The 23,389-nt window shown below is 61.7% G+C and carries 24 protein-coding genes and 1 tRNA gene; 8 read left to right on the top strand and 17 right to left on the bottom strand.

Features of this window, described 5'->3' with window-relative positions; genetic code table 11:
- Nucleotides 1-265 precede the first annotated feature (265 nt).
- Nucleotides 266-1,567, bottom strand: a complete 1,302-nt coding sequence (locus DWW73_RS06335; protein WP_117779064.1) for a glycosyltransferase — start codon at nucleotides 1,565-1,567, stop codon at nucleotides 266-268.
- 118 nt (nucleotides 1,568-1,685) lie between these two features.
- Between DWW73_RS06335 and DWW73_RS06330 the strand changes: the two genes are divergently transcribed.
- Both DWW73_RS06330 and DWW73_RS06325 read left to right on the top strand, forming a co-directional pair.
- Nucleotides 1,686-2,624, top strand: a complete 939-nt coding sequence (locus DWW73_RS06330) for an NAD(P)/FAD-dependent oxidoreductase (protein WP_117779063.1) — start codon at nucleotides 1,686-1,688, stop codon at nucleotides 2,622-2,624.
- Between the two features lie 154 nt (nucleotides 2,625-2,778).
- Entirely contained in the window at nucleotides 2,779-3,390 is a 612-nt protein-coding gene (locus DWW73_RS06325; RefSeq protein WP_199413477.1) for a DUF1836 domain-containing protein, read from the top strand.
- Between the two features lie 73 nt (nucleotides 3,391-3,463).
- Here DWW73_RS06325 and DWW73_RS06320 read toward each other — a convergent pair whose 3' ends face one another.
- The 6 genes from DWW73_RS06320 to DWW73_RS06295 all read right to left on the bottom strand — a co-directional run bounded on the left by DWW73_RS06320 (nucleotide 3,464) and on the right by DWW73_RS06295 (nucleotide 8,299).
- A complete protein-coding gene (locus DWW73_RS06320) occupies nucleotides 3,464-4,330 on the bottom strand; it encodes a DegV family protein (protein WP_117779062.1) in 867 nt (288 codons plus the stop codon).
- A gap of 165 nt (nucleotides 4,331-4,495) precedes the next feature.
- Nucleotides 4,496-5,608, bottom strand: a complete 1,113-nt coding sequence (locus tag DWW73_RS06315; protein WP_199413476.1) for an NlpC/P60 family protein — start codon at nucleotides 5,606-5,608, stop codon at nucleotides 4,496-4,498.
- Between the two features lie 32 nt (nucleotides 5,609-5,640).
- The gene (locus tag DWW73_RS06310) at nucleotides 5,641-6,171 is read right to left on the bottom strand and encodes an adenine phosphoribosyltransferase (protein WP_117779061.1); all 531 of its coding nucleotides are present in this window, start codon (nucleotides 6,169-6,171) and stop codon (nucleotides 5,641-5,643) included.
- Nucleotides 6,172-6,211: 40 nt separating this feature from the next.
- On the bottom strand, nucleotides 6,212-7,090 hold the full coding sequence (locus tag DWW73_RS06305) for a MerR family transcriptional regulator (RefSeq protein WP_117779060.1): 879 nt from the start codon (nucleotides 7,088-7,090) through the stop codon (nucleotides 6,212-6,214).
- Between the two features lie 3 nt (nucleotides 7,091-7,093).
- A complete protein-coding gene (locus DWW73_RS06300) occupies nucleotides 7,094-7,528 on the bottom strand; it encodes an FHA domain-containing protein (protein ID WP_006236002.1) in 435 nt (144 codons plus the stop codon).
- Between the two features lie 66 nt (nucleotides 7,529-7,594).
- A complete protein-coding gene (locus DWW73_RS06295) occupies nucleotides 7,595-8,299 on the bottom strand; it encodes a CDP-alcohol phosphatidyltransferase family protein (RefSeq protein WP_117779059.1) in 705 nt (234 codons plus the stop codon).
- A gap of 396 nt (nucleotides 8,300-8,695) precedes the next feature.
- Here DWW73_RS06295 and DWW73_RS06290 point away from each other — a divergent pair, with 396 nt between their 5' ends.
- Genes DWW73_RS06290 through DWW73_RS06265 form a run of 6 tightly spaced genes read left to right on the top strand, consistent with a single transcriptional unit; the run spans nucleotide 8,696 to nucleotide 13,531 of the window.
- Nucleotides 8,696-9,424, top strand: a complete 729-nt coding sequence (locus tag DWW73_RS06290) for a lantibiotic protection ABC transporter ATP-binding protein (protein ID WP_055250122.1) — start codon at nucleotides 8,696-8,698, stop codon at nucleotides 9,422-9,424.
- The gene (locus DWW73_RS06285; RefSeq protein WP_117779058.1) at nucleotides 9,421-10,191 is read left to right on the top strand and encodes a hypothetical protein; all 771 of its coding nucleotides are present in this window, start codon (nucleotides 9,421-9,423) and stop codon (nucleotides 10,189-10,191) included. The genes DWW73_RS06290 and DWW73_RS06285 overlap by 4 nt, the downstream gene beginning before the upstream one ends.
- A complete protein-coding gene (locus DWW73_RS06280) occupies nucleotides 10,191-11,006 on the top strand; it encodes a lantibiotic ABC transporter permease (protein WP_117779057.1) in 816 nt (271 codons plus the stop codon). Before DWW73_RS06285 ends, DWW73_RS06280 begins: the two co-directional genes overlap by 1 nt.
- Nucleotides 10,999-11,400 carry a hypothetical protein gene (locus DWW73_RS06275; RefSeq protein ID WP_117779056.1) on the top strand — a complete coding sequence of 134 codons (402 nt, stop codon included), beginning with the start codon at nucleotides 10,999-11,001 and terminating at the stop codon, nucleotides 11,398-11,400. Before DWW73_RS06280 ends, DWW73_RS06275 begins: the two co-directional genes overlap by 8 nt.
- A gap of 44 nt (nucleotides 11,401-11,444) precedes the next feature.
- Entirely contained in the window at nucleotides 11,445-12,107 is a 663-nt protein-coding gene (locus tag DWW73_RS06270) for a response regulator transcription factor (protein ID WP_099431768.1), read from the top strand.
- Complete coding sequence (locus DWW73_RS06265; RefSeq protein ID WP_117779055.1) at nucleotides 12,095-13,531, top strand: HAMP domain-containing sensor histidine kinase; 1,437 nt, start codon at nucleotides 12,095-12,097, stop codon at nucleotides 13,529-13,531. The genes DWW73_RS06270 and DWW73_RS06265 overlap by 13 nt, the downstream gene beginning before the upstream one ends.
- A gap of 606 nt (nucleotides 13,532-14,137) precedes the next feature.
- Here DWW73_RS06265 and DWW73_RS06260 read toward each other — a convergent pair.
- From DWW73_RS06260 to DWW73_RS06215, 10 genes are all read right to left on the bottom strand, one after another.
- Nucleotides 14,138-14,214: transfer RNA gene (locus DWW73_RS06260), tRNA-Pro, on the bottom strand.
- 80 nt (nucleotides 14,215-14,294) lie between these two features.
- Nucleotides 14,295-15,506, bottom strand: coding sequence for a bifunctional phosphopantothenoylcysteine decarboxylase/phosphopantothenate--cysteine ligase CoaBC (coaBC, locus tag DWW73_RS06255; RefSeq protein WP_233509142.1), 1,212 nt, complete (start codon nucleotides 15,504-15,506; stop codon nucleotides 14,295-14,297).
- A 3-nt stretch (nucleotides 15,507-15,509) separates the two neighbouring features.
- Nucleotides 15,510-16,229 carry a zinc ribbon domain-containing protein gene (locus DWW73_RS06250; protein ID WP_117779054.1) on the bottom strand — a complete coding sequence of 240 codons (720 nt, stop codon included), beginning with the start codon at nucleotides 16,227-16,229 and terminating at the stop codon, nucleotides 15,510-15,512.
- Nucleotides 16,226-17,035, bottom strand: coding sequence for a Nif3-like dinuclear metal center hexameric protein (locus DWW73_RS06245; RefSeq protein ID WP_117779053.1), 810 nt, complete (start codon nucleotides 17,033-17,035; stop codon nucleotides 16,226-16,228). Before DWW73_RS06245 ends, DWW73_RS06250 begins: the two co-directional genes overlap by 4 nt.
- Entirely contained in the window at nucleotides 17,032-18,210 is a 1,179-nt protein-coding gene (locus DWW73_RS06240) for a cysteine desulfurase family protein (protein ID WP_117779052.1), read from the bottom strand. The genes DWW73_RS06245 and DWW73_RS06240 overlap by 4 nt, the downstream gene beginning before the upstream one ends.
- Before the next feature lie 6 nt (nucleotides 18,211-18,216).
- On the bottom strand, nucleotides 18,217-18,888 hold the full coding sequence (rpe, locus tag DWW73_RS06235) for a ribulose-phosphate 3-epimerase (protein ID WP_117648520.1): 672 nt from the start codon (nucleotides 18,886-18,888) through the stop codon (nucleotides 18,217-18,219).
- 18 nt (nucleotides 18,889-18,906) lie between these two features.
- Nucleotides 18,907-19,914 (bottom strand): NAD(P)H-dependent glycerol-3-phosphate dehydrogenase, encoded by a 1,008-nt coding sequence (locus DWW73_RS06230; RefSeq protein WP_117779051.1) that lies wholly within the window; start codon nucleotides 19,912-19,914, stop codon nucleotides 18,907-18,909.
- A gap of 9 nt (nucleotides 19,915-19,923) precedes the next feature.
- A complete protein-coding gene (gene plsY / locus DWW73_RS06225) occupies nucleotides 19,924-20,607 on the bottom strand; it encodes a glycerol-3-phosphate 1-O-acyltransferase PlsY (RefSeq protein WP_117779050.1) in 684 nt (227 codons plus the stop codon).
- The gene (der, locus tag DWW73_RS06220) at nucleotides 20,600-21,934 is read right to left on the bottom strand and encodes a ribosome biogenesis GTPase Der (RefSeq protein WP_117779049.1); all 1,335 of its coding nucleotides are present in this window, start codon (nucleotides 21,932-21,934) and stop codon (nucleotides 20,600-20,602) included. The genes plsY and der overlap by 8 nt, the downstream gene beginning before the upstream one ends.
- Nucleotides 21,935-21,944: 10 nt before the next feature.
- The gene (locus DWW73_RS06215) at nucleotides 21,945-23,387 is read right to left on the bottom strand and encodes a DUF512 domain-containing protein (protein ID WP_117779048.1); all 1,443 of its coding nucleotides are present in this window, start codon (nucleotides 23,385-23,387) and stop codon (nucleotides 21,945-21,947) included.
- Nucleotides 23,388-23,389: the final 2 nt, after the last annotated feature.

Genomic DNA, 23,389 nt, shown 5'->3' with positions numbered 1-23,389 from the left:
CTTGAAAAAATATTTACATTCTAGTAAGCCAATGCGACAAAGGAACAATCCCTTTGTCGCATTGGCTTACTGTATTTAGATTTTCCGGTTTCGCCTTTGAAGGTTCTAGTGGTGGGGAATCTGGTATAGCTGCTAGTACGTAAACGCAGCTTACCTGCGGGAGGCCCCTATATATCGTCCCACGCGCAGTTTCGCAGCGAAGCGAGAATGTTTGAGCATGGGATGATATATAGGGGCCTCCCGCAGGTAAGCGGACATAAAGACGCTAGCGGATATGCGCGGGTTTTCCGCCCCAGTAGAAGCGACAGAAGGCTCGTTTGCGCTTTTGGGGTTTGCCTACGAGCTCCATGGTTGCGATGGCTATGTCTTCGGCTGCGTGGGGGCGGCGTAGTACTTCGCCGTTGATGAGTAGGGCTTTGAGTGATTCGGGATGGTCGTGCAAGTGACGTAGGGTAACGATGAGCTCTCGTGCGGTGGTGACATGCATGCTGGCGCCCATGCCGGTGAGCATGGTGGTGTTGGCCTTTTCCTGGCCATAGGACTTGCCCAGCAGGATCATCGGCAGATGTGCGCATAGGCACTCGGTGACGGTGAGTCCGCCCGATTTGAGAATTGCCAGGTCGCAGCCGTGCATGAGGGCCGCCATGTCGTCGACATAGTCCAGCACCGTGACGTTTTCGAGCTTCATGGCATCGAAGAGTGTCTTGAGGCGGGCGGCGTATTCCTTATCCTTGCCCGGCAAAAAGACAAAGTGCATGTCTTCGAAGCTGCGTAGGAAGGGGAGGGTGCGGTCCATCTCCGCGCGAAAGCGAACGTACGGTTGAGGCAAGCTGGCACCTGCCATTACCAGCACGACGGTCTTGTCGGTGGGGAGGTTGAACTTAGCTAGCTCTTCCTCGCGATCGTAATCCGTGTCGAATCCGGCGCGAATAGGAATGCCGGTAATGCGAATCTTTGTCTCGAGCACCTCGCGCGGACGCAGCGTTTCGGCCATAAATTCGTTGGCAACACAGAATAAATCGGTGTCCTTGTGGGGCCACCATCCCTCGACTTCGTAGTCGGTCGGTACGCAGATGACCGGATAATCGATACCCGTAATTACGCGGGCGCCCACGGCAACATTGGCTGCTGTGATGTGCGTTGCAACCACGGCTATGGGCCTGCGGCTACGAATATATTCGTTGAAGGCGGGGAACATAATTCGCGACCATGCCGTTCCGCCACCCCAGAGAAGATGTCCCGTAAGCGTATATCGCCAGGTCAGGTCGTAAATGGGGCGCGTGGCTCCCGTAAAAGAAGCCGCGGTCTTATTGCCGTCGAATTTAATACGTCCAAAATCAAGGATATCGAGCACTTCAATCTCAATATCCTCGGGGATGCCATTGGTGCCGCGGATGAGGTCGAATGCCTGCGCTATCGCATTTGCGGCGGCCTTGTGGCCCGAGCCAACGGAGGCGTGCACGATGGTCACGAGAGGTTTTTGCTGAGCCAGGAGCGTGGTTTGCTCCGATTGAGGAGTGCTGTGCGTGAGCAGGGGAGCGTCGTCACTCGTCTGCGCCTGGTCCATCGATAACTCCCCTTCAGCTTTGTAATACGGTTTTATCATTGTAGTGCATGAGTGTCACGTTCACGTAAATTTGGGTACGAGCGCAAAGAACGACAACGTTTCGACGAAAGGACGCTTCATGACTACCGATAAGCCGATCGATGTTGCGATTATCGGTGGCGGCCCCGCGGGCTATGCTGCCGCCATTTATGCTGCGCGTGCCAACCTGACGACGATCGTGATTGAGCAGGGCATGTCGGGAGGGCAGATCGCCACAACCAATGAGGTCGAGAACTATCCGGGTTTCCCGCTCCTGAGTGGCGCCGAACTCGGCGAGCGTTTTCAGCAGCATGCAGAGGGCCTGGGAGCACAGGTTACATGGAGCATGGTTACGGGTATCGATTACGATGCCGATGCAGCGTTGTTTACGGTACATCACGATATGGGCGATACGCTGGCCTCGAGCGTTATCGCTTGCATGGGTGCCACGCCGCGTCCGGCAGGTTTCGCAGGCGAGGATACGTATCGCGGTCGTGGCGTTTCATATTGCGCAACATGTGACGGCATGTTTTTCCGCGGCAAGCAGGTTTTTGTAATCGGTGGTGGCAATTCGGCATGCGAAGAGGCGCTGTTCCTGTCCGACATTGCCAGCAGTGTGACCATCGTGCTGCGCCGCGACCAGTTCCGTGCGCCCGATGGTGTTGTTCAGAAAGTACTCGCAAAGGACAATATTACAGTTAGGTACCAAACTAGTATTGTGGAGCTATCGGGCGAAGCCATGCCAACGACGATTACCTTTAAGGACAATGCATCCGGCGAGACTCATACCGAGTCATTTGAGCCCGGCTCGTTTGGCATCTTTGTCTTTACCGGAACGCAGCCCCATACCGAGCTTGTTGAGCATCTAGTCGATCTGGCGCCTGATGACGGCATTCTGACTGATGAATCCATGGCGACCCGCACGCCAGGTCTATTTGCCGCTGGCGATATCCGTTCCAAACGTTTACGCCAGGTTGTGACCGCTGTTTCGGACGGAGCCATAGCGGCAACGAGCGCATACGCGTTTCTCCGTGGATAAGTACGATAATATATCTTATGTAAGGTTGCTATCTTTAATCAAAGTGGTTGGACGATGCATCAATGTGTTGTCCAACCACTTTTACTTGGCGGCTATGTGGTATGCAAAACTAGATAACCTAGAATACAATATAGAAAATGAACGGAGGACCTTTATGAACCACGTTAAACACGTTATTCCGATGTCCGATTCGTCGGTCAGCATTAAGCCCGAGGATATTCAGCCCACGGTGCTGCCCGATGCATTCATTCAGTCCGATATCGTGCGTAAACTCAATACGTTGAGTCTGCCGCGCTATAACCAGTTGCCCAATGTGACGCTCTACCGCGACCAGGTCATTGAGTATGTTGCGCTGTGGATGGAGCCGCTGTCCATTTGCGTTGAGCAACCTGTCATTACGCCATCGATGATCAATAACTACGTGAAGGTCGGCCTGGTGCCTGCTCCGGTCAAAAAGCAATATGGCCGTGAGCAGATTGCCCGCCTGATCGCTATCTGCCTCTTTAAGCAGGTGCTACCTATTGCTGCGGTGCAGGCACTCTTTAACATTCAGCGTTTGAGCTACGATGCCCCGACGGCCTTCGATTATGTGGTCGATCAGCTCGAGGCATCGATTCGTTCGGCGTTTTCCGTCGAGCAGACGCCGGTTCCCGATACGGCGCATCAGGTAACGCGTGAGTCGCTGCTTGTGCGCAGCGCGGTTTCATCCTTTGTTTCGAAGGCTTACTTGATGAGCTATCTCAAGTTCAACGGGTTTAATAGCTAGCCGAAGTATAAAACGGGCGGGACAAAGAGCCATCTGTCGCTTTGTCCCGCCCGTATTTTTGCTTGGTTGGACGTTATTTGCCCGAAGCTACGCCCATGCCGTAGCCGATGATGAGGCCGTGCATCTCGGCGTAATAGGAATCCAGGCCGTTGCAGGGCATGATGATAGTCTTGGAGCCTGGCCAGCGCTCCACAATTCGGCTGGCAAGTGCTTGGGCGCCTGCCTCATTCTTGACATGGTCGATAACGACCTCGCCGCCCGTAAAACCTTCGGCTTCCATGGTGTCGATGATCTTGTTGAGCATCTTCTTTTCGCCACGCGTGTGCCCGACGAGCTCGATTTTACCGGCCTCGCTCGCCGTGCCCAAAATGCGAATATTGAGTTTGTTGGCAATGACGCCGGCTGCCTTAGGGATACGTCCGGCTTTGGCGAGGTTCTCGTAATTACACAGGCTAAAGAGGATCTTGCTGTTTTGCTCGAGGCTATCGAAGTATGCGCAAGCGTCCTCGAATGAGACATCCGGATTGCTTGCAAGATAGCGGTCGAACAGCAAGAAAATGAGGTCCATTTTGCCGCCAGCTGCGCGCGAATTGACTAGATGAATCTGCCGGTCGGGCTCCTCGGCAAGAACCATATCGCGAGCCGTGGCTGCCGCGTTGTAGCTGCCCGACACGCCCTCAGAGATCGGCATGCAGATGGTCTTGTCTGCCAATTTGAAGAGCTCGGCCCACTCCCCTACGCTGGGACAAGCGCTCGAAGAAGCGTTCGTCTCCGCCTGAACAGCGCAGTTGAGCTCATGTACATCGAGCGAAAGGTCATCGACGAATTCACGCTCCCCCACTCGAATTTTGAGGGGCGCAAATGCAAATGTGGTATGGGGCGCGGTCGGTTGCCAATCGCGGAGGTTACAGCTTGAATCTGAGATTAGTGCCCAGCTCATAGAGGGTCCTTTCTAATTGTTCCTCAACAATTATAGCCATCTTGCAAACCGAATGTACGGCTATCTAGTTTTGAATACTAGATAGCCGTACAAGATCAGAGACAAAAGAATAGACCTCGCGACTTTAAGCCACGAGGTCCACATTCACACGCTGTGTAAGATGACTTAGTAGCGCACGAAGATATAGTTGTTGTTCATGCCGGCGGCAACGGAGCTGATGATTACACCCGTGCTGTAGTCGGAAGCATGGATCATCTGGCCGTTACCGATATAAATGCCGGTATGGTAGGAGTTAACCACAACATCGCCGGGTTGCGGATCGGACACACGGGTCCAACCCATGAAGTCGACCGTTGTGCCCAGACGGCAGTAGCGTCCCGTGAGGCAATAGCTTACAAAACCGGAGCAGTCAAAGCTGTTCGGTCCAATACCGCCCCAGGAATACGCATAACCAAGCTTGCTGTAGGCGCGCGAAACAACGGAGCCGCCATCAACAGATTGACTCGGTGCTGAGGGCGTGGGTGCCGGAGCGGGCGTGGGGGCAGGCTGCGGTGCGGGAGCCGGCGTGTTGCCGCCCTGGTTGTTGTTATTGTTGGTCTGGCCGCCATTGTTGGTGTTCTCGGTCGTACCGGCAGTCTCGTTGCTCACCGTGGCCTTCTCGGCAGTACTGGCGTTGATGCCGGCCTGCAACGCGGCGTTGGCCTCGGCCTCGGCAGCAAGCTCGGCCTGCAGCTGCGAATCCAGGGAGTTCACGACGTTCTGGGCTTCAGCCTGCTGGGCGTTAAGCTCGTCGACCTTCTTTTGCGTGGTGGCGACGTTCTTCTCCTGCTCGGCCTGCTTATCGGTGAGCTGCTGCTTAAGCTCCTTGACCTCTTGAATGGTCTGAGCCTGCTTATCGGAAACTTTGCCGTAGTAGAACAGACGGCTGAGCATATCGCTCAGATCATCGACACCCGTCAAAACCTGAAGCAGGCTCAGACCGCCGGTTTTGTACTCGCCGGCGACATAGGTCGAGAGCTTGGCCTGACCATCGGCGATCTCCTGCTGCTTTTGCGTGATCTCGCCGGCAGTCTGATCGAGCGCCTGCGTCTGCGTGGCAAGCTCATCGTAAATCTGCTGGGTTTGGGTGCCGATCTGCTCGAGTTTCGTACGAGCAGCGGCAAGGTCGGATGCGGTATCGGCGTAGGCAGGAGCCGCGAGGCCCAAGCCCAAAACACAAGCGAGGGTTGCCGTAGCAGCGCAGCGTGCCATGTTTTTGTGCGTGTTTGCTGTGCGCATGTAGCTTCCTTTCCAGTAACTAAGGGTAACGGCTAGTCCACCGTTACCAGGCTAAAGAGCTCAACATCGTCGTCAGTCGGCGTGAGCTTCTCGCGCGGGTTGAGAAACGCAAGCTCAAGGATACACCCGTAGCCCACAAGCTTTGCGCCCATATCTCGCACCAGTTTACCTGTTGCCTCGACGGTTCCGCCCGTCGCGACCAAGTCGTCCAGAATCAACACGGTATCTTTAGAGCTGATAGCGTCGGCATGGATCTCAATTGAATCGGTGCCGTACTCGAGCTCGTAGCTCTGGCTTACGGTCTCGCGCGGCAGCTTGCCCGGTTTACGTGCGGGAACAAAGCCGGCGCCAAGGGCTACAGCCACCGGTACGCCAACCATAAAGCCGCGAGCCTCGGGACCCACGACCTTGGTGATTCCCATGCCGGCAAAGTGCTCGGCGAGGGTATCGGTCATGGCTTTGAGCGCCTCGGGATTGCCAAAGAGCGGCGTGATGTCTTTAAAGATGACTCCGGGCTCGGGATAGTCGGGGATGTCGACGATTTGAGATTCGAAGTCGTACATTGCATGACCTTTCAATGGGTTGCCGAAATATCAGCAGCGGTTATTTGCCCGCGGTGACGGTGCCGGATTGCGAAGAGGCGACGACCTTGAGCGGCTTTACGAGAGAATCCTCGTGCGAAGCCGGCGCGGCAGTTTCTTCGTTTTTGGCCTTGGTGGACTCGGAGCGAGCGATTTCCTCATCGAGTGCATCGATGTCGGCGTCCTCGACCACGGCGTTGAGCGACTCAAAAACGCGGTTCTTGAGCAGCGCAGTGTGCACACCCTCGGTCAGGTCGTGAAGCTTCTTAAACGCACGCTCGAGCTTGGCGTCGCGCTCGTCATCGGAGGTATCCATTCCGAGCATGCTCACGAGCACCTGCTCAAACATCGAGGACTCGCGGTTGGCGGAAGACACGTACTGACGCAGGTTGCGGGGCTCGATATGGAAGCGTGACAGCTCGGAGCAGTAGCGGATGATTGGAAAATCGCGACCATCGACGAGCTCACGATTCTGCGGACTCTTGATGATGCGAATGAGGTCGTTTTCGGCCAGGGAGCGGATAAACGAAATCTCGACGCCCAGCATATCGGGAATGGTCTCAATGGGATGCAGCTTTTGCTTAGTCTCCTTGGGCTCCGTCTTGAGCGGAACATCGGACAGCAAGCCCACCTCGTAAGCGAGCGTTGACAGGTCCGTGGCGTTTTCCAAGCGCTGCTTAATCACGTTGAGCGGCATGTAGCGGGTCTTCTGCAAATGCAGGATGACCTCCAGGCGATCAACGTCCTCCTTAGAGTACTGACGGTATCCCTTAGGCGTACGATGAGGGGTAATGAGCCCCTCATCTTCTAGAAATCTAATTTTTGAGTTCGAAAGATCGGGGTATGCGCCTCGAAGTAGGTTGACGACTTGGCCGATACTCAGATAGTTGCGTTCGGCCATGCCCTACTCACCGGTTTCGATGCGCTCCGGCGTGCTCTCGTGGTAGATGAGCGTAAACGTACCGATCTGGACGGAAGAACCGTCGTGCAGCGGGGCTGCATTGACGATGGCACCGTCGACCCAGGTACCATTGAGCGAGCCCAAGTCCTCGATGCGAGCGCCGAGGCCCTCGCGGATAATGCGCGCGTGGCTGCGCGATACGGTCATGTCATTGAGGAAGATGCCGTTCGCAGGATCGCGGCCGATGGTGGTCACGTCGTCCTCGAGCTCAAAGGCGGCACCAGTCTGCGGACCCTTGACGATGGACAGAACGGGGGCGGTGATGCGCACGTTGGCCATGAGGTCGGGAACGGTGACGTCGCTTGAAGGCACGCGGAATACGCAGGTAGCGTCAGCAGTCTTATCATTCTGAGGCATATTGTTAACCATGTTGTCCATGACAACCCCTAACTTATCGCGGACGTGCCGCAAATAATGAACCGTACGTAATCATACCCCAACGAATCAGTCTTCGATTTCGGGGTTCAGAAAGTCGATGTCCTCGTCCTCGGGATGCGCGAGAGCCTGTTTAATGGCCACTCCGCCCTTAATGGAATAGATGACAGCCGTGAGCATGGAGAAGATCACGCCGCCGTACACAAAGAAGATGCCGAGGGGCACCGAGCTTCCGTTGAGGCCCGGGAAGGCCGTAAGGGTTGAAGGTAAAAGATGCAGGCCGTCAATAACGGGGAACCCGAGCAGCATGAGCGAGAAGCCAGTCATGAGCAGTGCAGTGGCAATCTTTCCGGGAAAGACGACATCGATGGGGCGACGGTGATAATGACGCACGATAAGCGTGCCGATGCCCAGATAGATGTCGCGGCCAATAATGAGCACGCAGGCCCAGATGGGCAGCTCTCCGCGGACCACCAGCCCAAGTACGCCGGTGAACAGCAGCGCACGGTCGCAGATGGGATCCATGACCTTGCCGAGCCACGAGACCGTCTTGGTCATGCGGGCGATCTGACCGTCCATCCAGTCGGTAGAGGCGGCAACGGCGTAGATAACGATGGCGATGACGCGGTTGTTATCCGTCACAAACAGGTACAGAAATACCAGGGTGAGGATCAGGCGCGTAAAGGTGATGAAATTGGAGATCGTAAAGATCTTATTCGACGGGTAATCGGAAGTGCCGATAAGCTCCTTTTTGATCTTCTTTTTGATGCCCACAGGACTCCCCCGCTGGTTAACGACAAAACTTTCGCTACTATACCCGTTCCGGCGATGTCTATCCAGCGTAAGCATAGAGAGTCCAGACATATGGAGGATGCTACTGGGTTGTGCGGGATTCTGCATTTGTGTACATCAGCCTCCAAATATGACATTTTTCGGCATCTTTGATGGCTGACGTACACGTTTTGATTCGGTGATTACATCGATCGGGAAAGTTGTTGCCTTAAGCAAATTAATCATGATGTGCGGGTCGAGAAGGGTTGGCGCCAAAAGAACCCAACGGCCGTTACGGCTTCGTTAGAAACGCGCCCCACCATGGATGGTGAACCCGAAAGGTGAGGCGCGCGGGCACGGCGACTCGGCCCGCGCGCCCGGAAGAGAAAGGACGAACCCATGGGTTACATGCTCGAGACGCGCGGGCTCACCAAGCGCTTCGGCCGCGGCGACCAGGCGCAGGACGCCGTGGCCGACGTGAGCCTTCATATCCGCGAGGGCGAGGTGTACGGGCTGCTCGGCCCCAACGGTGCCGGCAAGTCGACAACGCTCAAGATGATCTGCGGGATGCTGCGGCCGACGGCCGGGGAGATCCTCTTTGCCGGGCACGCCTGGCGCCGCGAGGACCTCTACGCAATCGGCAGCCTCATCGAGGAGGCGCCGCTCTACCCCAACCTCACCGCGCGCGAGAACCTGCGCGTGCGCACCACGCTGCTGGGCCTTCCCGAGAGCCGCATAGATGAGGTGCTCGCCGCCGTGGACCTCGCGGACACCGGGAAGAAGCGCGCCGGGCGCTTCTCGATGGGTATGCGCCAGCGCCTGGGGCTCGCGCTGGCGCTGATCGCCCGGCCACGCCTGCTCGTGCTCGACGAGCCCACCAACGGCCTCGACCCCATCGGCATCGAGGAGCTGCGCGACCAGATCCGCGGCTTCGCGGCGGCGGGTACGACGGTGATCGTCTCGAGCCACATCCTTTCCGAGGTGCAGCAGATGGCGGACACCATCGGCATCATCTGCGGGGGGCGCCTCGCCTACGAGGATGCGCTTCGTCCCGGGCAGGACCTCGAGGAACTCTTCATGAGCTTCTGCCGGGAAGGGCGACGAGCGCGCGGGGAGGTGGCGGCATGACGGGCGAGAAAGGCGGCCTGCTTGCGGCCCTGCGCGCCGAGGCCCTGAAGTCGCGCCACGCGGCACCGGTTCGCCTGGCCGTGCTCATGGCGCTGCCGATGCCGCTGCTCGGCGCGATGCCCTACCGGGGCGTGCAGATCTTCAGCGCGTGGAACTACTGGTATGCGCTCTTCCTGCCCGTGTCTCTCTCGCTTGTGGTGGCGTGCGTCGCGCGGGCGGACGCTCGCACGCGGATGCGGGGGCTTCTGGGCCTGGGCTTCCCGCTCGGGCGAGCCTGGTGGGCCAAGGCGCTCTGGTGCCTCGCTCTTTGCATGCTCTCGAACCTCGTGGTCTTCGGCATCTACCTCGCGGGATCGGCGTTCTCCTCGCAGGGTCTCACGGCCGCGGGCACGCTCACGATGCTCCTCTGCGCGCTCGCCAACACGGTGACCGCGGCGTGGATGATCCCCGCAGGGCTCTTCCTCACGGCGCGGCTCGGCATGCTCGCGGGCATCCTCTGCCCGCTCGTCGCGCAGCTCGTGGGTGGGTTCGCCTGGTCGTTGGTGCCGCTGCCGCAGCTTTTTCCGCCGTCGGCGAGCATGGTCATCCCCACGAGCTTCATCCCCGTGCTGCCGAGCGGCGAGCCACTCGCGGCGGACATGGCGCTCGGCGGGGCGCTCGCGGCGGATGGCATGCTCACGCTGGCGGGCCTTGCGGTCTGCGCGCTCGCGTTCGCCGCGCTCACGGCGGCGGGCGCGGCCTGGTTCGCGCGCTCCGAGGAGAGGTGATGGCCATGACACGACTCTCCGACCCGACGCCGCGCATGACTCTCCCGCTGGCCCTGCTCTCCGAGGCCCTTCGCCTGGCGCGCTCCCCGCTCTCGGCGGTGCACCTCGTCTGCTGCCTGGCAGCCGGTCTTGCCTGCGGCGAGTACTTCTCCGTAGCCCGATGGGACCCGGCGCTGGGCGCGGACGCCTACGCCCAGTTCCTCGGCGCCCTCATGCCGCTCATGTCCGCCATCGTCTGCGGGCTCGCCGTGGACGAGGAGCGCGCTGCCGGGCGCCTCGCCAACCTTACGGCGGTCCCCTCGCGCTGGCGCGCCGTCGCGGCGAAGCTGCTCGCCCTTGCGGCGCTCGGCGCCGCCGCGCTGGCCGTGGCGCTCGGCGTGTTCGGGGCCGTGCTCGCCGTTGCCGGGCGCCTGCCGCTCGGGCCCGCTCCGCTTGCGGCCGCGTGGGCGGGCATCGTGCTGGGCAGCCTGCCCCTCTACGCGCTGTGGCTCGGCGTGGCCCTGCGCCTCGGCCGCAACGCCGCCATCGGCGCCGGCGCTGCGGGGGTGCTCCTCGCGTTCTTCTCGGTGGGCGGACTTGCGCACGGCCTCATGACCGGCGAGCTCACCGGTGCCCTGGCGACGCCCCTGAGCTGGGTGCCGCTCGCCTGGCCCGCTCGCCTGGGGTCGCTCGGGGTGGAGGCCTTTATCGACGCCGCGCGTGCGGCGAGCCCTCTCCTCACGACTGCGCTCGCGGGCCTCGTGCTCACCCTGGCAGCCGACGCCGTCCTTCTCGCCTGGTTCTGCCGCTTCGAAGACGGGAGGGTAGATGCGTAGAAAGCCGCTCGCCGCTGTGCTCGTCCTCCTCTCCGCAGCGCTCGTCCTGGGCGGGAATGCCCTGCTCGACGCCGGCTGGGGATCGGCGCTGCGCTCGATCGCCGACCGCGTGCTGCCCAACCCTGAGATCGCAATGTGGGCGCCCGCGCCCGAGTCCGGCAGTCACGCGAGCTCCTACGCCGACGCCACCGGGGCGGGGGCAAACTACGTCTACCTGGTGGACGCGGCGGACGACAGAGGCAATGTCCGAGAGCTCCAGCTCATCTTCTTCGGGCGGGAGTCGGACGGCGAGGGCTGGCTCGAGATCGAGGCGCGCGGCGGCTCGGGCGTGCGCTATCGCGCGTGCGACGCGGCCCAGGCACCCGCGGCTGCGCGCAGGGCTCTGGACCGCTGAGCGCGGCGCTAGTACAATTCCGACGAGAGTTTCAGGAGGTCAACATGGCGAGGATACTGGCAGTGGATGATGAACGGGCGATCCTCGACGCGCTCGCGCGCGTCCTCGGCCGCGACGGCCATGAGGTCGTCAGGGCGGCGGACCCGACGGCGGTCCCGGGGATGGACCTCTCGCGCTTCGACCTCGTGCTCTGCGACGTCATGATGCCGGGGCTCGACGGCTTCGAGCTCGTGCGGCAGATCCGTCCGGACTTCGACGGGCCCATCGTCTTCCTGACCGCTCGCGTGGCCGAGGAGGATGCCGTGGCCGCCTACGGCCTGGGCGCCGACGACTACGTCCGCAAGCCCTTCGGGGCCGCGGAGCTGCGCGCCAAGGTCGCGGCCCATCTACGCCGTGAGCGCCGGCCGCGCTCGCACGCCCTCTCCTTCGGGGAGGTGCGGATCGACCTCGGGGCGCGCGACCTCGCCGTGGGTGGCGAGACCGTGCCGCTCACGCCCACCGAGTACGCCATCTGCGAGTACCTCGCGCGCCACCCCGGGCAGGTCATGAGCCGCGCGCAGATACGCGAGGCGGTGCTCGGCTGGGAGAGCGACGCCGACGACGCGGCCATATCCATGCAGGTCAGTCGCGCCCGGAGGAAACTCTCCGAGGCCGGCGCCGATCCGATCGCGACCGTCTGGGGGATGGGGTACAAGTGGCAGCTCTGAAGATCGGGGCGCGAGGTCGCGGGGGCATGCCGCTCTCCTTCGTCATCGCGCGCTACTTCGCCTACGCGTTCGCGGCGGTCGCCACGGCGTGGCTCGTCTCGTTCATGGTGCTCTCCGTGGCGATCAACGCGGGCATCGTCTACGAGGCAAGCTGGGGGCCGGCCAATGCGCGCGAGATCGCGGAGGGCCTGGCACGCGACGGCGTCTGCGGGCAGCAGGACGTGCCGACGGCGTACCGCTACCTCATCCTGAACAAGGACGGAAACGTGCTGATGACAGACCTCGAGAGCACGCGGCTCGAGGACGCGACGGAAATGGCTCGTACGGCACTCGCCGCGGATCCGGGCACAGTGGAGATCGAGGGCGGGGGTTCGGGCGTTACCTACGCCGCGTTCCCGCTCAAAGGCGGCGGGGCCTGCGCGCTCGTCAGCGAGTATCTGCCGCAGTGGGTCTCGCGCGACCTCGCCGGCCCGCTTCCCAACCCGCAGAACCTCATGCTCGTCGGCGCCACGGCGGGAAGCGCACTTGCGCTTGCGCTCGTCGCGCGCCGCGCGAGCCGCGTGATCTCGCGCAAGATGGCGCCGCTCGCGGAGGCGGCGGGTCGCGTCGGCGCGGGGGAGCTCGACTTCGCGGTCGGCAGCACCAACGTGCGCGAGGTGAACGACGTCCTCGCCGCGATGGACGCCATGCGGGCCTCCCTCGCCGAGTCGCTCGAGGCCCGCTGGGCCGCGGAGCGGGGGCAGCGCGAGCAGATGGCGTCACTCGCCCACGACCTCAAGACGCCGCTCACCGTGCTGCGCGCCAACGCCGACTTCGTGGCGGAGGAGCTGGAAGACGAGAAAGACGCCGACCTCGCGGCCGCCGCGCGCGACATAGCCGGCAGTGTCGAAAGGCTCGACGGCTACGTGTGCCTCCTCATCGAGGCCTCGCGCGGGTCCGGCGGGGCGGAGAGGGCCCCCATGCGGCCGGCCGAGCTCTGCGAACAGGTCCTCGCCGAGGCCGCCCAGATCGCCCGGGCGCGAGCCGTGACGCTCGACGCGGCCACGGGCCCTGCTGTCGCGGGCGCGCCCGAGGCCCCACTCGACCGAACCGCCCTGGCGCGAGCCGCCGCGAACCTTGTGGTCAACGCCGCCGAGCACGCGCGCTCGCGCGTGGCTGTCTCCTGCGACGTCGCGGGCGGCCACCTCGTCATCGAGGTGGCCGACGACGGACCGGGCTTCTCTCCCGCTGCCCTCGAACGCGGCTGTGAGCGCCTCTTCACAGACGACTCCTCCCGCTCCTTGCGCGACGGGGGTCGCCACTACGGGCTCGGCCTCCACGCCGCCTCCGAGGCTGCGAGCGCCCACGGGGGCTCCGTCTCGCTCGCCAACAGTCCCTCGGGCGGCGCGGTGGCCACCATCGCGGTCCCCCTGTGCGTGATCTGACGATTTCCTCGATGTCTACCTCGACTGCGATATGTCGCTCGCCGAGGCCGCGACGAGATGGTGTTGCGTCTGCCCCGCTTGGTGCTTCTAGCTCAAATTTGATCTGATGTAAGGCCCGTGCAATCCTGCATGGGCCTTTCTTTTGGCAATTGCTCGACCGATTCGTGGCTTGAAACACAAATTATCGAGTTGAGGAGACATGGGGTCATACAGCGGCTCTCAGAGCGCCTGCTGCACTCCCCCGCCATTACCACTGTGGCATCCTCGTATAGAGCCCATCCCGCTTGGGGTTTCGTTGCAATCGCCCACTTGTCCACCGATCAAGTGAACTACTGGAATTAATACAGCGACACGCTTGTCCGTTACAGTCGCTATATCTGTGTTAATCGCCGCGATAAATACAGTCTGTACTCGGCTGCATACCAGCTACGCGTATGTAGATTCATATCGCGTTAATAAATCGGCTCAAGCGTGTGCAAAACGCGCAAGTAGCCGCAAAAGGCGATTATCGCGCAGGTAGATTTTTGGCACCCTGTTGCTTAAACAATATTAAGCAATTGCTTAAAACAAAAAGGTCAGGCACTAGGTGCCTGACCTGCAAACTTCTGGTCGGGACGACTGGATTCGAACCAGCGACCCCTTGACCCCCAGTCAAGTGCGCTACCAAGCTGCGCCACGTCCCGAAGCTTTTGTTTGTTGCTCTGCTCTCGCTTGCAACAGGGAGTATATTAACCCGAAACTTTGTCCTTGTGCAAGAACTTTTTTACAAATTTTGAAGCAAGTCCAAAATTATATCTGCGAGCTGGGGTTTTGTTAGAACGGGAAGTTCTTGCGTGCCCGTTGTGCTCACAATCCAGGCCTTGTTGGTATCGGTTCCAAAGCCCGAATCGGCGCGTGAGACATCGTTGGCGATAATTACATCGCAGCCCTTGCGGGTCAATTTGCGCTCGGCGTACTCGACAACGTTATCGGTCTCGGCCGCAAATCCGATCACGCATCGCTCGCCCTTCTGGCGCGAGAGCTCGGCCAAGATATCGACCGTCTCGACGAGCTCGATGCGATCCAAGCGTTCGTTAGACTTTTTGAGCTTATGGTCCGCAGGGGTGGCGGGGGTATAGTCGGCGACGGCGGCCGCACAAATTGCCGCCTCGGCCGTCTGGAAGGCGCTCAGCGCAGCCTGGAGCATTTCTGCGGCGGTCTGTACGCGCACGCACTCCACACCGCGGGGAACGTCGAGCGATGTCGGGCCCAGCACGAGCGTGACCGCAGCACCGCGGCGAGCAGCCTCCCCCGCCAGGGCGATGCCCATCTTGCCCGAAGAACGGTTGCCAATGAAGCGCACGGGGTCAATCGGCTCGTGCGTAGGACCGGCGGTGATCACGATGCGCTTGCCCGCCAGGTCTTGCGGCACGGGATTGAGCACCCTACAGACAGCCTCGACGATGTCCTCGGGCTCGCTCATGCGTCCCGTGTCCACGTCGCCGCATGCAAGGTAGCCGCTGCCGGGTCCCACCACATGGACACCGTGCTCGCGCAGCGTGGCCATGTTGGCCTGCGTCGCCGGCGCCTTCCACATGCCGTTGTTCATGGCCGGCGCGATCACGACGGGCCGCGGTGTCGCAAGCAGCGTTGTGGAGATGAGGTCATCGGCGATGCCGTTGGCCATCTTGGCGATGATATTGGCCGTCGCGGGCGCCACGACCACCAAGTCGGGCTCCTGCGCCAGCGAGATATGGTGGATGGGGTCAGACGGGTCGTCGAATAGCCCAACCGCGACCGGCTCATTGGTGAGCGCGCGGAAGGTGAGCGGCCCCACAAACTCAGTGGCATGCTCGCTCATGACGACCTTGACGTGCGCGCCGCGCTTTTGGAGCAGGCGCACGATATTGCACGACTTATAGGCGGCGATCCCGCCGGTAATGCCCAGCAGGATCGTTTTTCCCTCAAGTTGCATTGAATTGTTGGGTGCCGCCATCGTTTAAGCTTCCTTGCTCGGGAGCACCAGCAGGCGGTGGCAGTACGGGCAGTGCGTAATCTCGCTACCGTCGTGGTTGAGGTCGCTCATGGACGATGCCTGCAGCGCGGTGTGGCAGACCGTGGGGATGTTGCCCTTGATGGTCTCGACGGCCAGGCCGCGGAACTGCTTGAGCAGACGTTCGTAATCGGTGAGCACGTCGGTCGGCAGCGTGGCGGCAAGCGCGGTGCGCTCCTTGGTGGCGGCATCGATCTGAGCCTGCAGATCGGCAGCCTTGGCACGGGCGGCCTTGGTATCGGCCTTTACGCCCTCCTCGAACTTGGCGATGATGGCCTGCGCGCGAGCCTCGCGGTCGAGCGCCTCCTTGTGGGCGACGACGACGTCCTTGCGGGTGTGCTCGATCTTGTCCAGACGCTTGGCCAGGGTGGCGAGCTCGTTCTCTAGGTCCTGAACCTCGCGGTAGTCGGAGCCGTCGACATGGCGCTTCTTGGCAGCCTCGATGGCGTTGTTGGTCTGAATCTCGGTGGTGTTGAGATCGTCGAGCTCAATGTCCAGATCCTTGCGCTGGGCGTAGAGCTTGGTCATCTCGGACTTGAGCTTCACATAGGTCTTGCGCTTTGAAGCGAGCTCCTTGAGCTCCGGCATATTGGCAAGTTCGCTCTTATTGCGGGCGAGCTCCAAATCGATCTGTTGCAGCTTGAGTAGCGTAGCGCCGGCGCTCATAAGTTCTCTCCTTTTGTCACAGTCCACCATTGGCAAGGGTTCAGTATTTTAATCGCATGACGGGGGTTGACCCCGGCGTCAACTGCAGAGTTCATCAATATATCAACGAACGGTTCCTCAGAGCGGTCGTGACCGAGCAAGATCACCGGCAGCCCGCGCAAGGCAAGGTCTTGCGCCACGTGGTAGCCCGCCTCGCCGGTTACGATGACATCTGCGCCTGCGGCGATGGCGAGCTCTCCAAAGTCGCCTAAGGAGCCGCCCAAAATGGCGATGGTGCGGCACGGGTGATCTGCCTCGCCCCACACGCGCGGGTCGCTGCCAAACGCCTGGGCGGCGCGGGCGGCAAGGTCGCGCAGGCTGCAGGGGTCGTTGAGGGTCGCAAGGGCGCCCAGACCGGTGAGTTCAGGCTCGTCCGCATGCTCCAGCGAGCTTATGGGCTTTGCGCCTAGCAAATCGCTCAGGCGAACGCGCGCTTCGTGCGAGCGGTCCAGGTTGGTGTGAAGCGAGATGATGCTCACGCCGCAACGAGCTGCCTCGTACAGCGCGGCGCTGCATTGGGGGCGTGTGGAATCCGACGGACAAAACGCCTCGGGCGCCTTGATATAGATGGGATGATGCGTTAGCAGCACGTTGGCGCCGGCCTCCTGGGCGCGGTGCACATTGGCTTCGGTCGCATCGAGTGCGCAGGCAACACCGGTAATCTCCGCGGCAGGGTCGCCGACGGAGAATCCTACATGGTCCCAACTCTCGGCATCGGTCTTGGGATAGCGTGCCAGCAGCGCGCGCTCAAGCTCGGCGACGATCATGCGGCGCCTACGATCGAGAGCAGCGTCTGGGCAAACTCGTCCAGATCGTCCGGATTCACGCGGTCGTCAAAGGAAACGCGTAGTGCGCCCAATGCCTGCTCGCGACCGATGCCCATCGCGCTTAAAACATGGCTCGGGTCCATGCTGCCACTCGAGCATGCCGAGCCTGCCGACACCTCAAAGCCGGCGGCGTCGAGCTTGATGATGAGTTCCTCGGAGTCCATGCCGTCAATGTAGATCGATACCATGCCGGGCAGACGGTCGGCTTGTGCGTAGTCACCCATGGTGGCGTGAATGCGCTGGTGGGCCGTAAGCGTGGCGTAGAGCTTGTCGGAAAGGGCTTGCAGCTTCGCGCGCTCCTGAGCCACATGGGGCGTCAGAGACGAGGCGGCAGCGGCAAAGGCGAGCTGCGTGCGCAGGTCTTGCGTGCCGGCACGACGTCCGGCTTCCTGTCCGCCGCCAAAGATGCGCGGGCGCAGCGGCGTGCGGTTCTTAAGGTAGAGCGCGCCGGATGCCACGGGGCCACCGATCTTGTGCGCGGCAACGGTCATGGCGTCAACTCCCAGCTCGGTGACATCGAGCGGAATATGCAGATACCCCTGGATAGCATCGGTGTGGAACAGGGCGCCAACGGTATGCGTGGCCGCGGCAAGCTCGCGGATGGGCTGCACCACGCCGGTCTCGTTGTTGGCAACCATGATGCTCACGAGCGCCACGTCGTCGCCTAGCAGCTCGACAAGCGTGGCAGGCTCAATGTAGCCCATGCGGCAGGGCTGCACCAGGTCGACGGTAAAGCCGGCGGCACGCAGCAACGGCAGGTTGTCCAGAATCGAATCGTGCTCGATGGCCGAAACAATTACACGATCGCGCTTGCGATCGCGCTGACGAGCGCCCTCGGCAAGACCGAGCAGCGCCAGCTGGTTGGCTTCGGTGCCGCCGTTGGTCAGTACAATCTCGGACGGGCGGACGCGCGCGCCAAAGCTGCGGGCGATCTCGCGACGTGCAACCTCCAGACGCGCGGCAGCCTTGCGGCCGAGCGAATGCAGCGAGTTGGGGTTGACGCCGGCAAGCTCGCTGTCGTCGTACTCGCGCTGCGCAAGGAGCGCCTCGGCGCGCATGGGCGTCGAGGCGGCATAGTCAAGATTCACGGGTATGCGGTTTTGACCTGCGGTCATAAGGGTTTATGCCTCCTGTGCGGCCTCGTTGCCCAGCTTCTGCAGCAGCGCAACCTCGGCAGCGGGATCTTCGGACTTAAATACGGCAGAACCGGCCACGAGCACGTTGGCGCCGGCCTTGACGACCTCGACAATGTTCTTGGAAGAAATGCCACCGTCGACCTCGATGAGGGGCGAAACGCCGTGACGCTCGCACATGGCCCTGAGCTCGTGGAGCTTAGCGATGGTGCCCGGGATAAAGCTCTGACCGCCAAAGCCCGGGTTCACGCTCATGAGCAGCACCATATCGACGACGTCGATGATGCTCTCGAGCACGCACACGGGGGTGGCGGGGTTGAGCACCACGCCGGCCTTAACGCCGCGCTGCTGCAGATGGGTGAGCGTGCGGTGCAGGTGTGTGGAGGCCTCGTAGTGTACGGTGATCATATCGGCGCCAGCGTCGGCATACCAATCGACGGTCTCGTCGGGGTTCGACACCATGAGGTGCGCATCGACCGGCACGTCGGTGGAGCGCTTGACGGCCTTGAGGATATCAACGCCAAAGGTGAGGTTGCCGGTAAAGTGACCGTCCATGACGTCGAAGTGCACGTAGTCGGCACCGGCGATCTTATCGAGTTCGCCCTTGAGGTTGGCCATGTCGGCCGAGAGGACGGACGGAGCAATTTTGATGGAACCCATGGTAGAAGCCTTTCTGCGCTAGTCGGTGAGTCCGTAGAACTCTTGGGAGGGTACGCGATCGGTAAGAATCTCGAGCGCCCTATCCAAAGTAACACCGTTGTAGAGCGTTTGCTCCACGGCAAAGGTGAGCGGAATGTCTACGCCCAGTGAACGGGCGAGCTCGCTCACGCTGCGGGCGGCGACGGCGCCCTCGACCACCATATGCGTGCGCGCCTGGTACTCGTCGAGCGACACGCCGTGGGCAAACTCGTAGCCAAAGGTGCGGTTGCGCGAATGCTCCGAGGTACAGGTGGCGATGAGGTCACCCATGCCGGCAAGTCCCATGCAGGTTATGGCCTGCCCGCCGCGGGCGTGCACCAGGCGGCTGATCTCGGCCAGGCCGCGCGTCATGATAAGGGCGAGCGTGTTGTCGCCCGCGCCGGTACCGGCGGAGATGCCGCACACGATGGCGATGACGTTTTTCATAGCGCCGCAAACTTCGACACCGGTCATATCCTGCGACAGGTAGATGCGGAAGGCCGTGGACAGCAGCAGCTCCTTAAAGGTCTCCCCTACCTGCGTATCTTCGCTAGCGATGACGGCGGCAGAAAGCCCGCCGCGGCAAATCTCCTCGGCATGGTTGGGGCCCGAGAGGGCCGCCACACGCCGCTCGTTGCCGATTTCGCTGGCAATGACCTCGCTCATGAGCAGGCCGGACTCGGGCTCAATGCCCTTGGTAAGGCAGAGCACCGGGGTGTCGGCGGCGATGAAGGGCGCTGTCTGATGACATACGCTTCGCAGGTGTGTGGAGGGCACGGCAAAGATGATGGCGTCGGCGTCGTCGAGCGCCTGCGCCAGGTCCGTGGTTGCGACGACGTTGCCGGGCAGCTCGTAGTCCGCCAGATACCTGGGGTTGCGATGCTCGCCGTTAATGCCGGCGGCCGTCTGCTTGCTATGGGCCCACATGGTCACGCGCTCGGCTCGCGCGGCGGCAAGGCCGGCGACGGCGGTTCCCCAGGAGCCGGAGCCAATCAGCGCAACATTCATGACTCTCTCCTACTTATCGTCGGGTTCGGTGACGCGCTTGGTAAACGAGAGCTTGGACTCCTTACCGCACATGAGCTTTTTGATGTTCGCGCGATGGGCCCACACCACGGTGATGCCGATCATCGCCATGCAGAACTTGAGACCCAGGCTGCTGTACGGAAAGACCGCGCAGGCAGCGATGGGAAGACCGATGGCGGCGGCAAGCGAGCCCACCGACACGTACTTGGTGATGGCGACGGCCACGATAAACATGCCCAGCAGCGACAGGCCAATGGGCCAGTACCAGGCAAGGATCACGCCCAGACCAACGGCGATACCCTTGCCGCCATGGAAGTTGAGGTAGGGCGAGAAGATATGGCCCCATACAGCTGCCAGGCAAATGACGCCGAGCATCCAGTCGCCGGGGGCTCCAGGCGCCATGATGTTCGGCGGAAAACCATAGCCCAAGTCGGCGATGAGCGGACGGGCGATAAGGACGCAGATGGCGCCCTTAAGGCAGTCGAGCAGCAGCGTGAGTGCGGCCACCTTGGGGCCGGCCACGCGCAGCGCGTTGGTGGTGCCGATGTTGCCGGAGCCCGCCTTGCGAATGTCCGTGTGGTTGAACACGCGGCCCAAGATCAGGCCAAACGGAATCGCCCCGATAAAGAACGAGACCACGGCGCAGATGGCGGTCAGCAGAATCGGATTATGCATCCTTCTGTTCCTTCTTCCTAAAGAAGAGTCGGATGGGTGTGCCGGCGAAGTCGAAGGTCGAGCGCATGCGGTTCTCTACATAGCGCTGGTAGGTGTCGTTGACCAGGTCGCTGTGGTTGACGAAAAACGTGAACGTCGGCGGGTTGACGCCCGTCTGGGTCACATAGTGCATGCGCAGGCGGCGCTTGCCGTCCACCACGGTATGGCCGAACTCGCGCAGGTCGGTGAGGAACGTGTTGAGGCGCGAGGTGCTGATCTTCTGCGAGCGCGTCTTTTCGGCTGCGTCGACCATTGCCCAAATCTTCTCGATGCTGCGGCCGGTCAGGGCAGAAATGCGCAGGTACTGGGCCCAGGGAGCCATGACGCCCAGACGGCGGTCGACGGTCTCCATGCAGGCCTCGCGCTTGCGGTCGTCGTCGAGCAGGTCCCACTTGTTGAGCAGCACCACGATGGCGCAGCCGCGCTCGATGGCAAGGCCCATGACCTTCTGGTCCTGCTCGGTAACGCCCACGGAGGCGTCGACGACGAGCAGCGCCACGTCGGCGCGGTCGATGGCGCGCAGGCCTCGGACCATGGAGTAGTACTCGATGTTCTCGTACACGGTGCTCTTCTTGCGAATGCCCGCGGTGTCGACCATGCGGTAGTGCTTGCCGTTGCGCTCCACAACGGTGTCGATGGCGTCGCGCGTGGTGCCGGCAATGTTGGACACGATGGAGCGGTCGGCGCCCAGGATGCGGTTGAACAGCGACGACTTGCCGGCATTGGGGCGGCCGATGATGGCCACATTCAGCGCGTCGGGGAACTCATCGGCGACCTCGTCCTCTTCCTCCGGAAGCAGGGCCACGATATCGTCGAGCAGGTCGCCCGTGCCATGACCATGCAGGGCCGAGAGCGGCGTGGGCTCACCGATGCCAAGCGAATAGAACTCCCAGATGCTGTCGTTCTCGCGATCGGGGTTGTCGAGCTTGTTCACCAGCAGAAAGACCGGCTTGTCGCAGCGCTTAAGCATGCGAGCGACCGACTCGTCCTCCTCGGTGACGCCGGTGCGGCCGTCGACCACAAACAGGATGACGGCGGCTTCCTCGGCGGCGGCGAGCGCCTGGTCGCGGATGGACGTGGCAAAGACGTCGTCGCTCTTGAGCGGCTCGATACCGCCCGTGTCGACGATGGTGAACTCGCGGCCGTTCCAATCGGCCGTGTGATACGAGCGGTCGCGCGTGACGCCGCGGGACTCGTGGACGATGGCGTCCGAGGTCTGGGCCAGGCGGTTAACGAGCGTGGACTTGCCCACGTTGGGGCGTCCGACGACGGCGACGATAGGTTTCATCTGCTCTCCTTTAATGGGTAGGGTCAGTGGAATTAGTAGAGTCGGCAGGCACAATGCCAAGGATATGCTCCAGGGTATCGAGCAGCTCATGCGGCATGGTCGACACCACATGAACCTCGGCGCCGCGACTGGTAAGGCTTGCGAGTAAATCGTCACGATGATACTCGTCAAGCGTCATGCCGTCAGCGTTGAACATGAGCTTAGGCACAAAGAGCATAACCCCCGACAGGTCTTGGGGCAGCTGCTCCAGAATGTTACACGCGACGATGAGGCCGGTCACGTCCACGTTGCCGCCGAAGTAGCGGTTCTTGATGGCTGTGACAGTGCCGGCGAGTCCCTGGGGCGACTCCACAAAGCGCGCCACGGTGTCGCGCGCGCTGGCGCCGGAGAGGCACAGAAGGCGCTGGTTGCGCTCGGCGATGCCAGCGCGGACGCGGGCCAGACGCTCGGCGTCGGCGGCAAGCACGTCGTCGGTCTCGTCCAGATACGAGCGGATCATGCCGATGCCGTCGTAGTACTGCGGGTAACCGTCGTAAAAGTCTGCCTCGGGAGGATCGATGCCGGCGTCCAGGTAGAACTCGTCGCTCATCTGGAAGGTGTGGCGGCCAAAGCGCTCGAAGGCTCGGTCCTGGAAAGGCCGGATCATGGCAATGGTCTCGCGAGCCAGCTCGGGCTTGTCGCTGTAGGACCAGCTAAAGCGGTTCTGATGCTTGGTAAAACCGAGCGGCACGATGCCCAGGCTTGTGATTTGCTCGTGCTCCTCGCAAAAGCGCAGGGTCTTTTCCAGCTCCTCGCCGTCGTTCATGCCGGGGCACAGCACAATCTGCGCGTGAATCTCGATGCCGGCGGCCATGATGGTCTCGAGTACGTCCATGCCTCGCTGAGCGTTACGGCCCATCATACGACGGCGGACGTCGGGGCTCACAGCGTGGACCGACACGTTCATGGGACTCATGTTGCGCTGGATGACGTTTTGCACGTCCTCGTCGGTGAGGTTCGTAAGCGTGACAAAGTTGCCTTGCAAAAAGCTTAGGCGATAGTCGTCGTCGCGAATATAGAGCGTGGAGCGGCCGCCCTTGGGGAGCATGGTCATAAAGCAGAACACGCAGGCGTTGACGCAGGTACGCATGCCGTCGAAGATGGGGCCATCGAACTTCAAACCCCAATCCTCGCCGGGAAAGCGGTCGAGCTCGACGGGGGTGACGGTGCCGTCGCGCGGGTCGAAAACCTCGAGCTCGACGGTATCATCGTCGGCCTCCCAGAGCCACACAATCATGTCGGTAAGCTGCTCACCGTTGACCGTGAGCACGCGCATGCCCGGCTCGATACCCACATCCCACGCGGGCGATTCGGGACGCACGTTCTTGACGAGCGCGCCCTCACCCGGCTCGGGGTCGCGGCTGCGCCCGTAATCGGCCACCTCGGCGGCGTATGCGGGTACGGTCTGGTCCATGG

This window comes from Collinsella sp. AF16-8 (assembly GCF_003462695.1).
Classification (GTDB): Bacteria; Actinomycetota; Coriobacteriia; order Coriobacteriales; family Coriobacteriaceae; genus Collinsella.
This window is presented reverse-complemented; position numbering and strand designations above follow the sequence as displayed.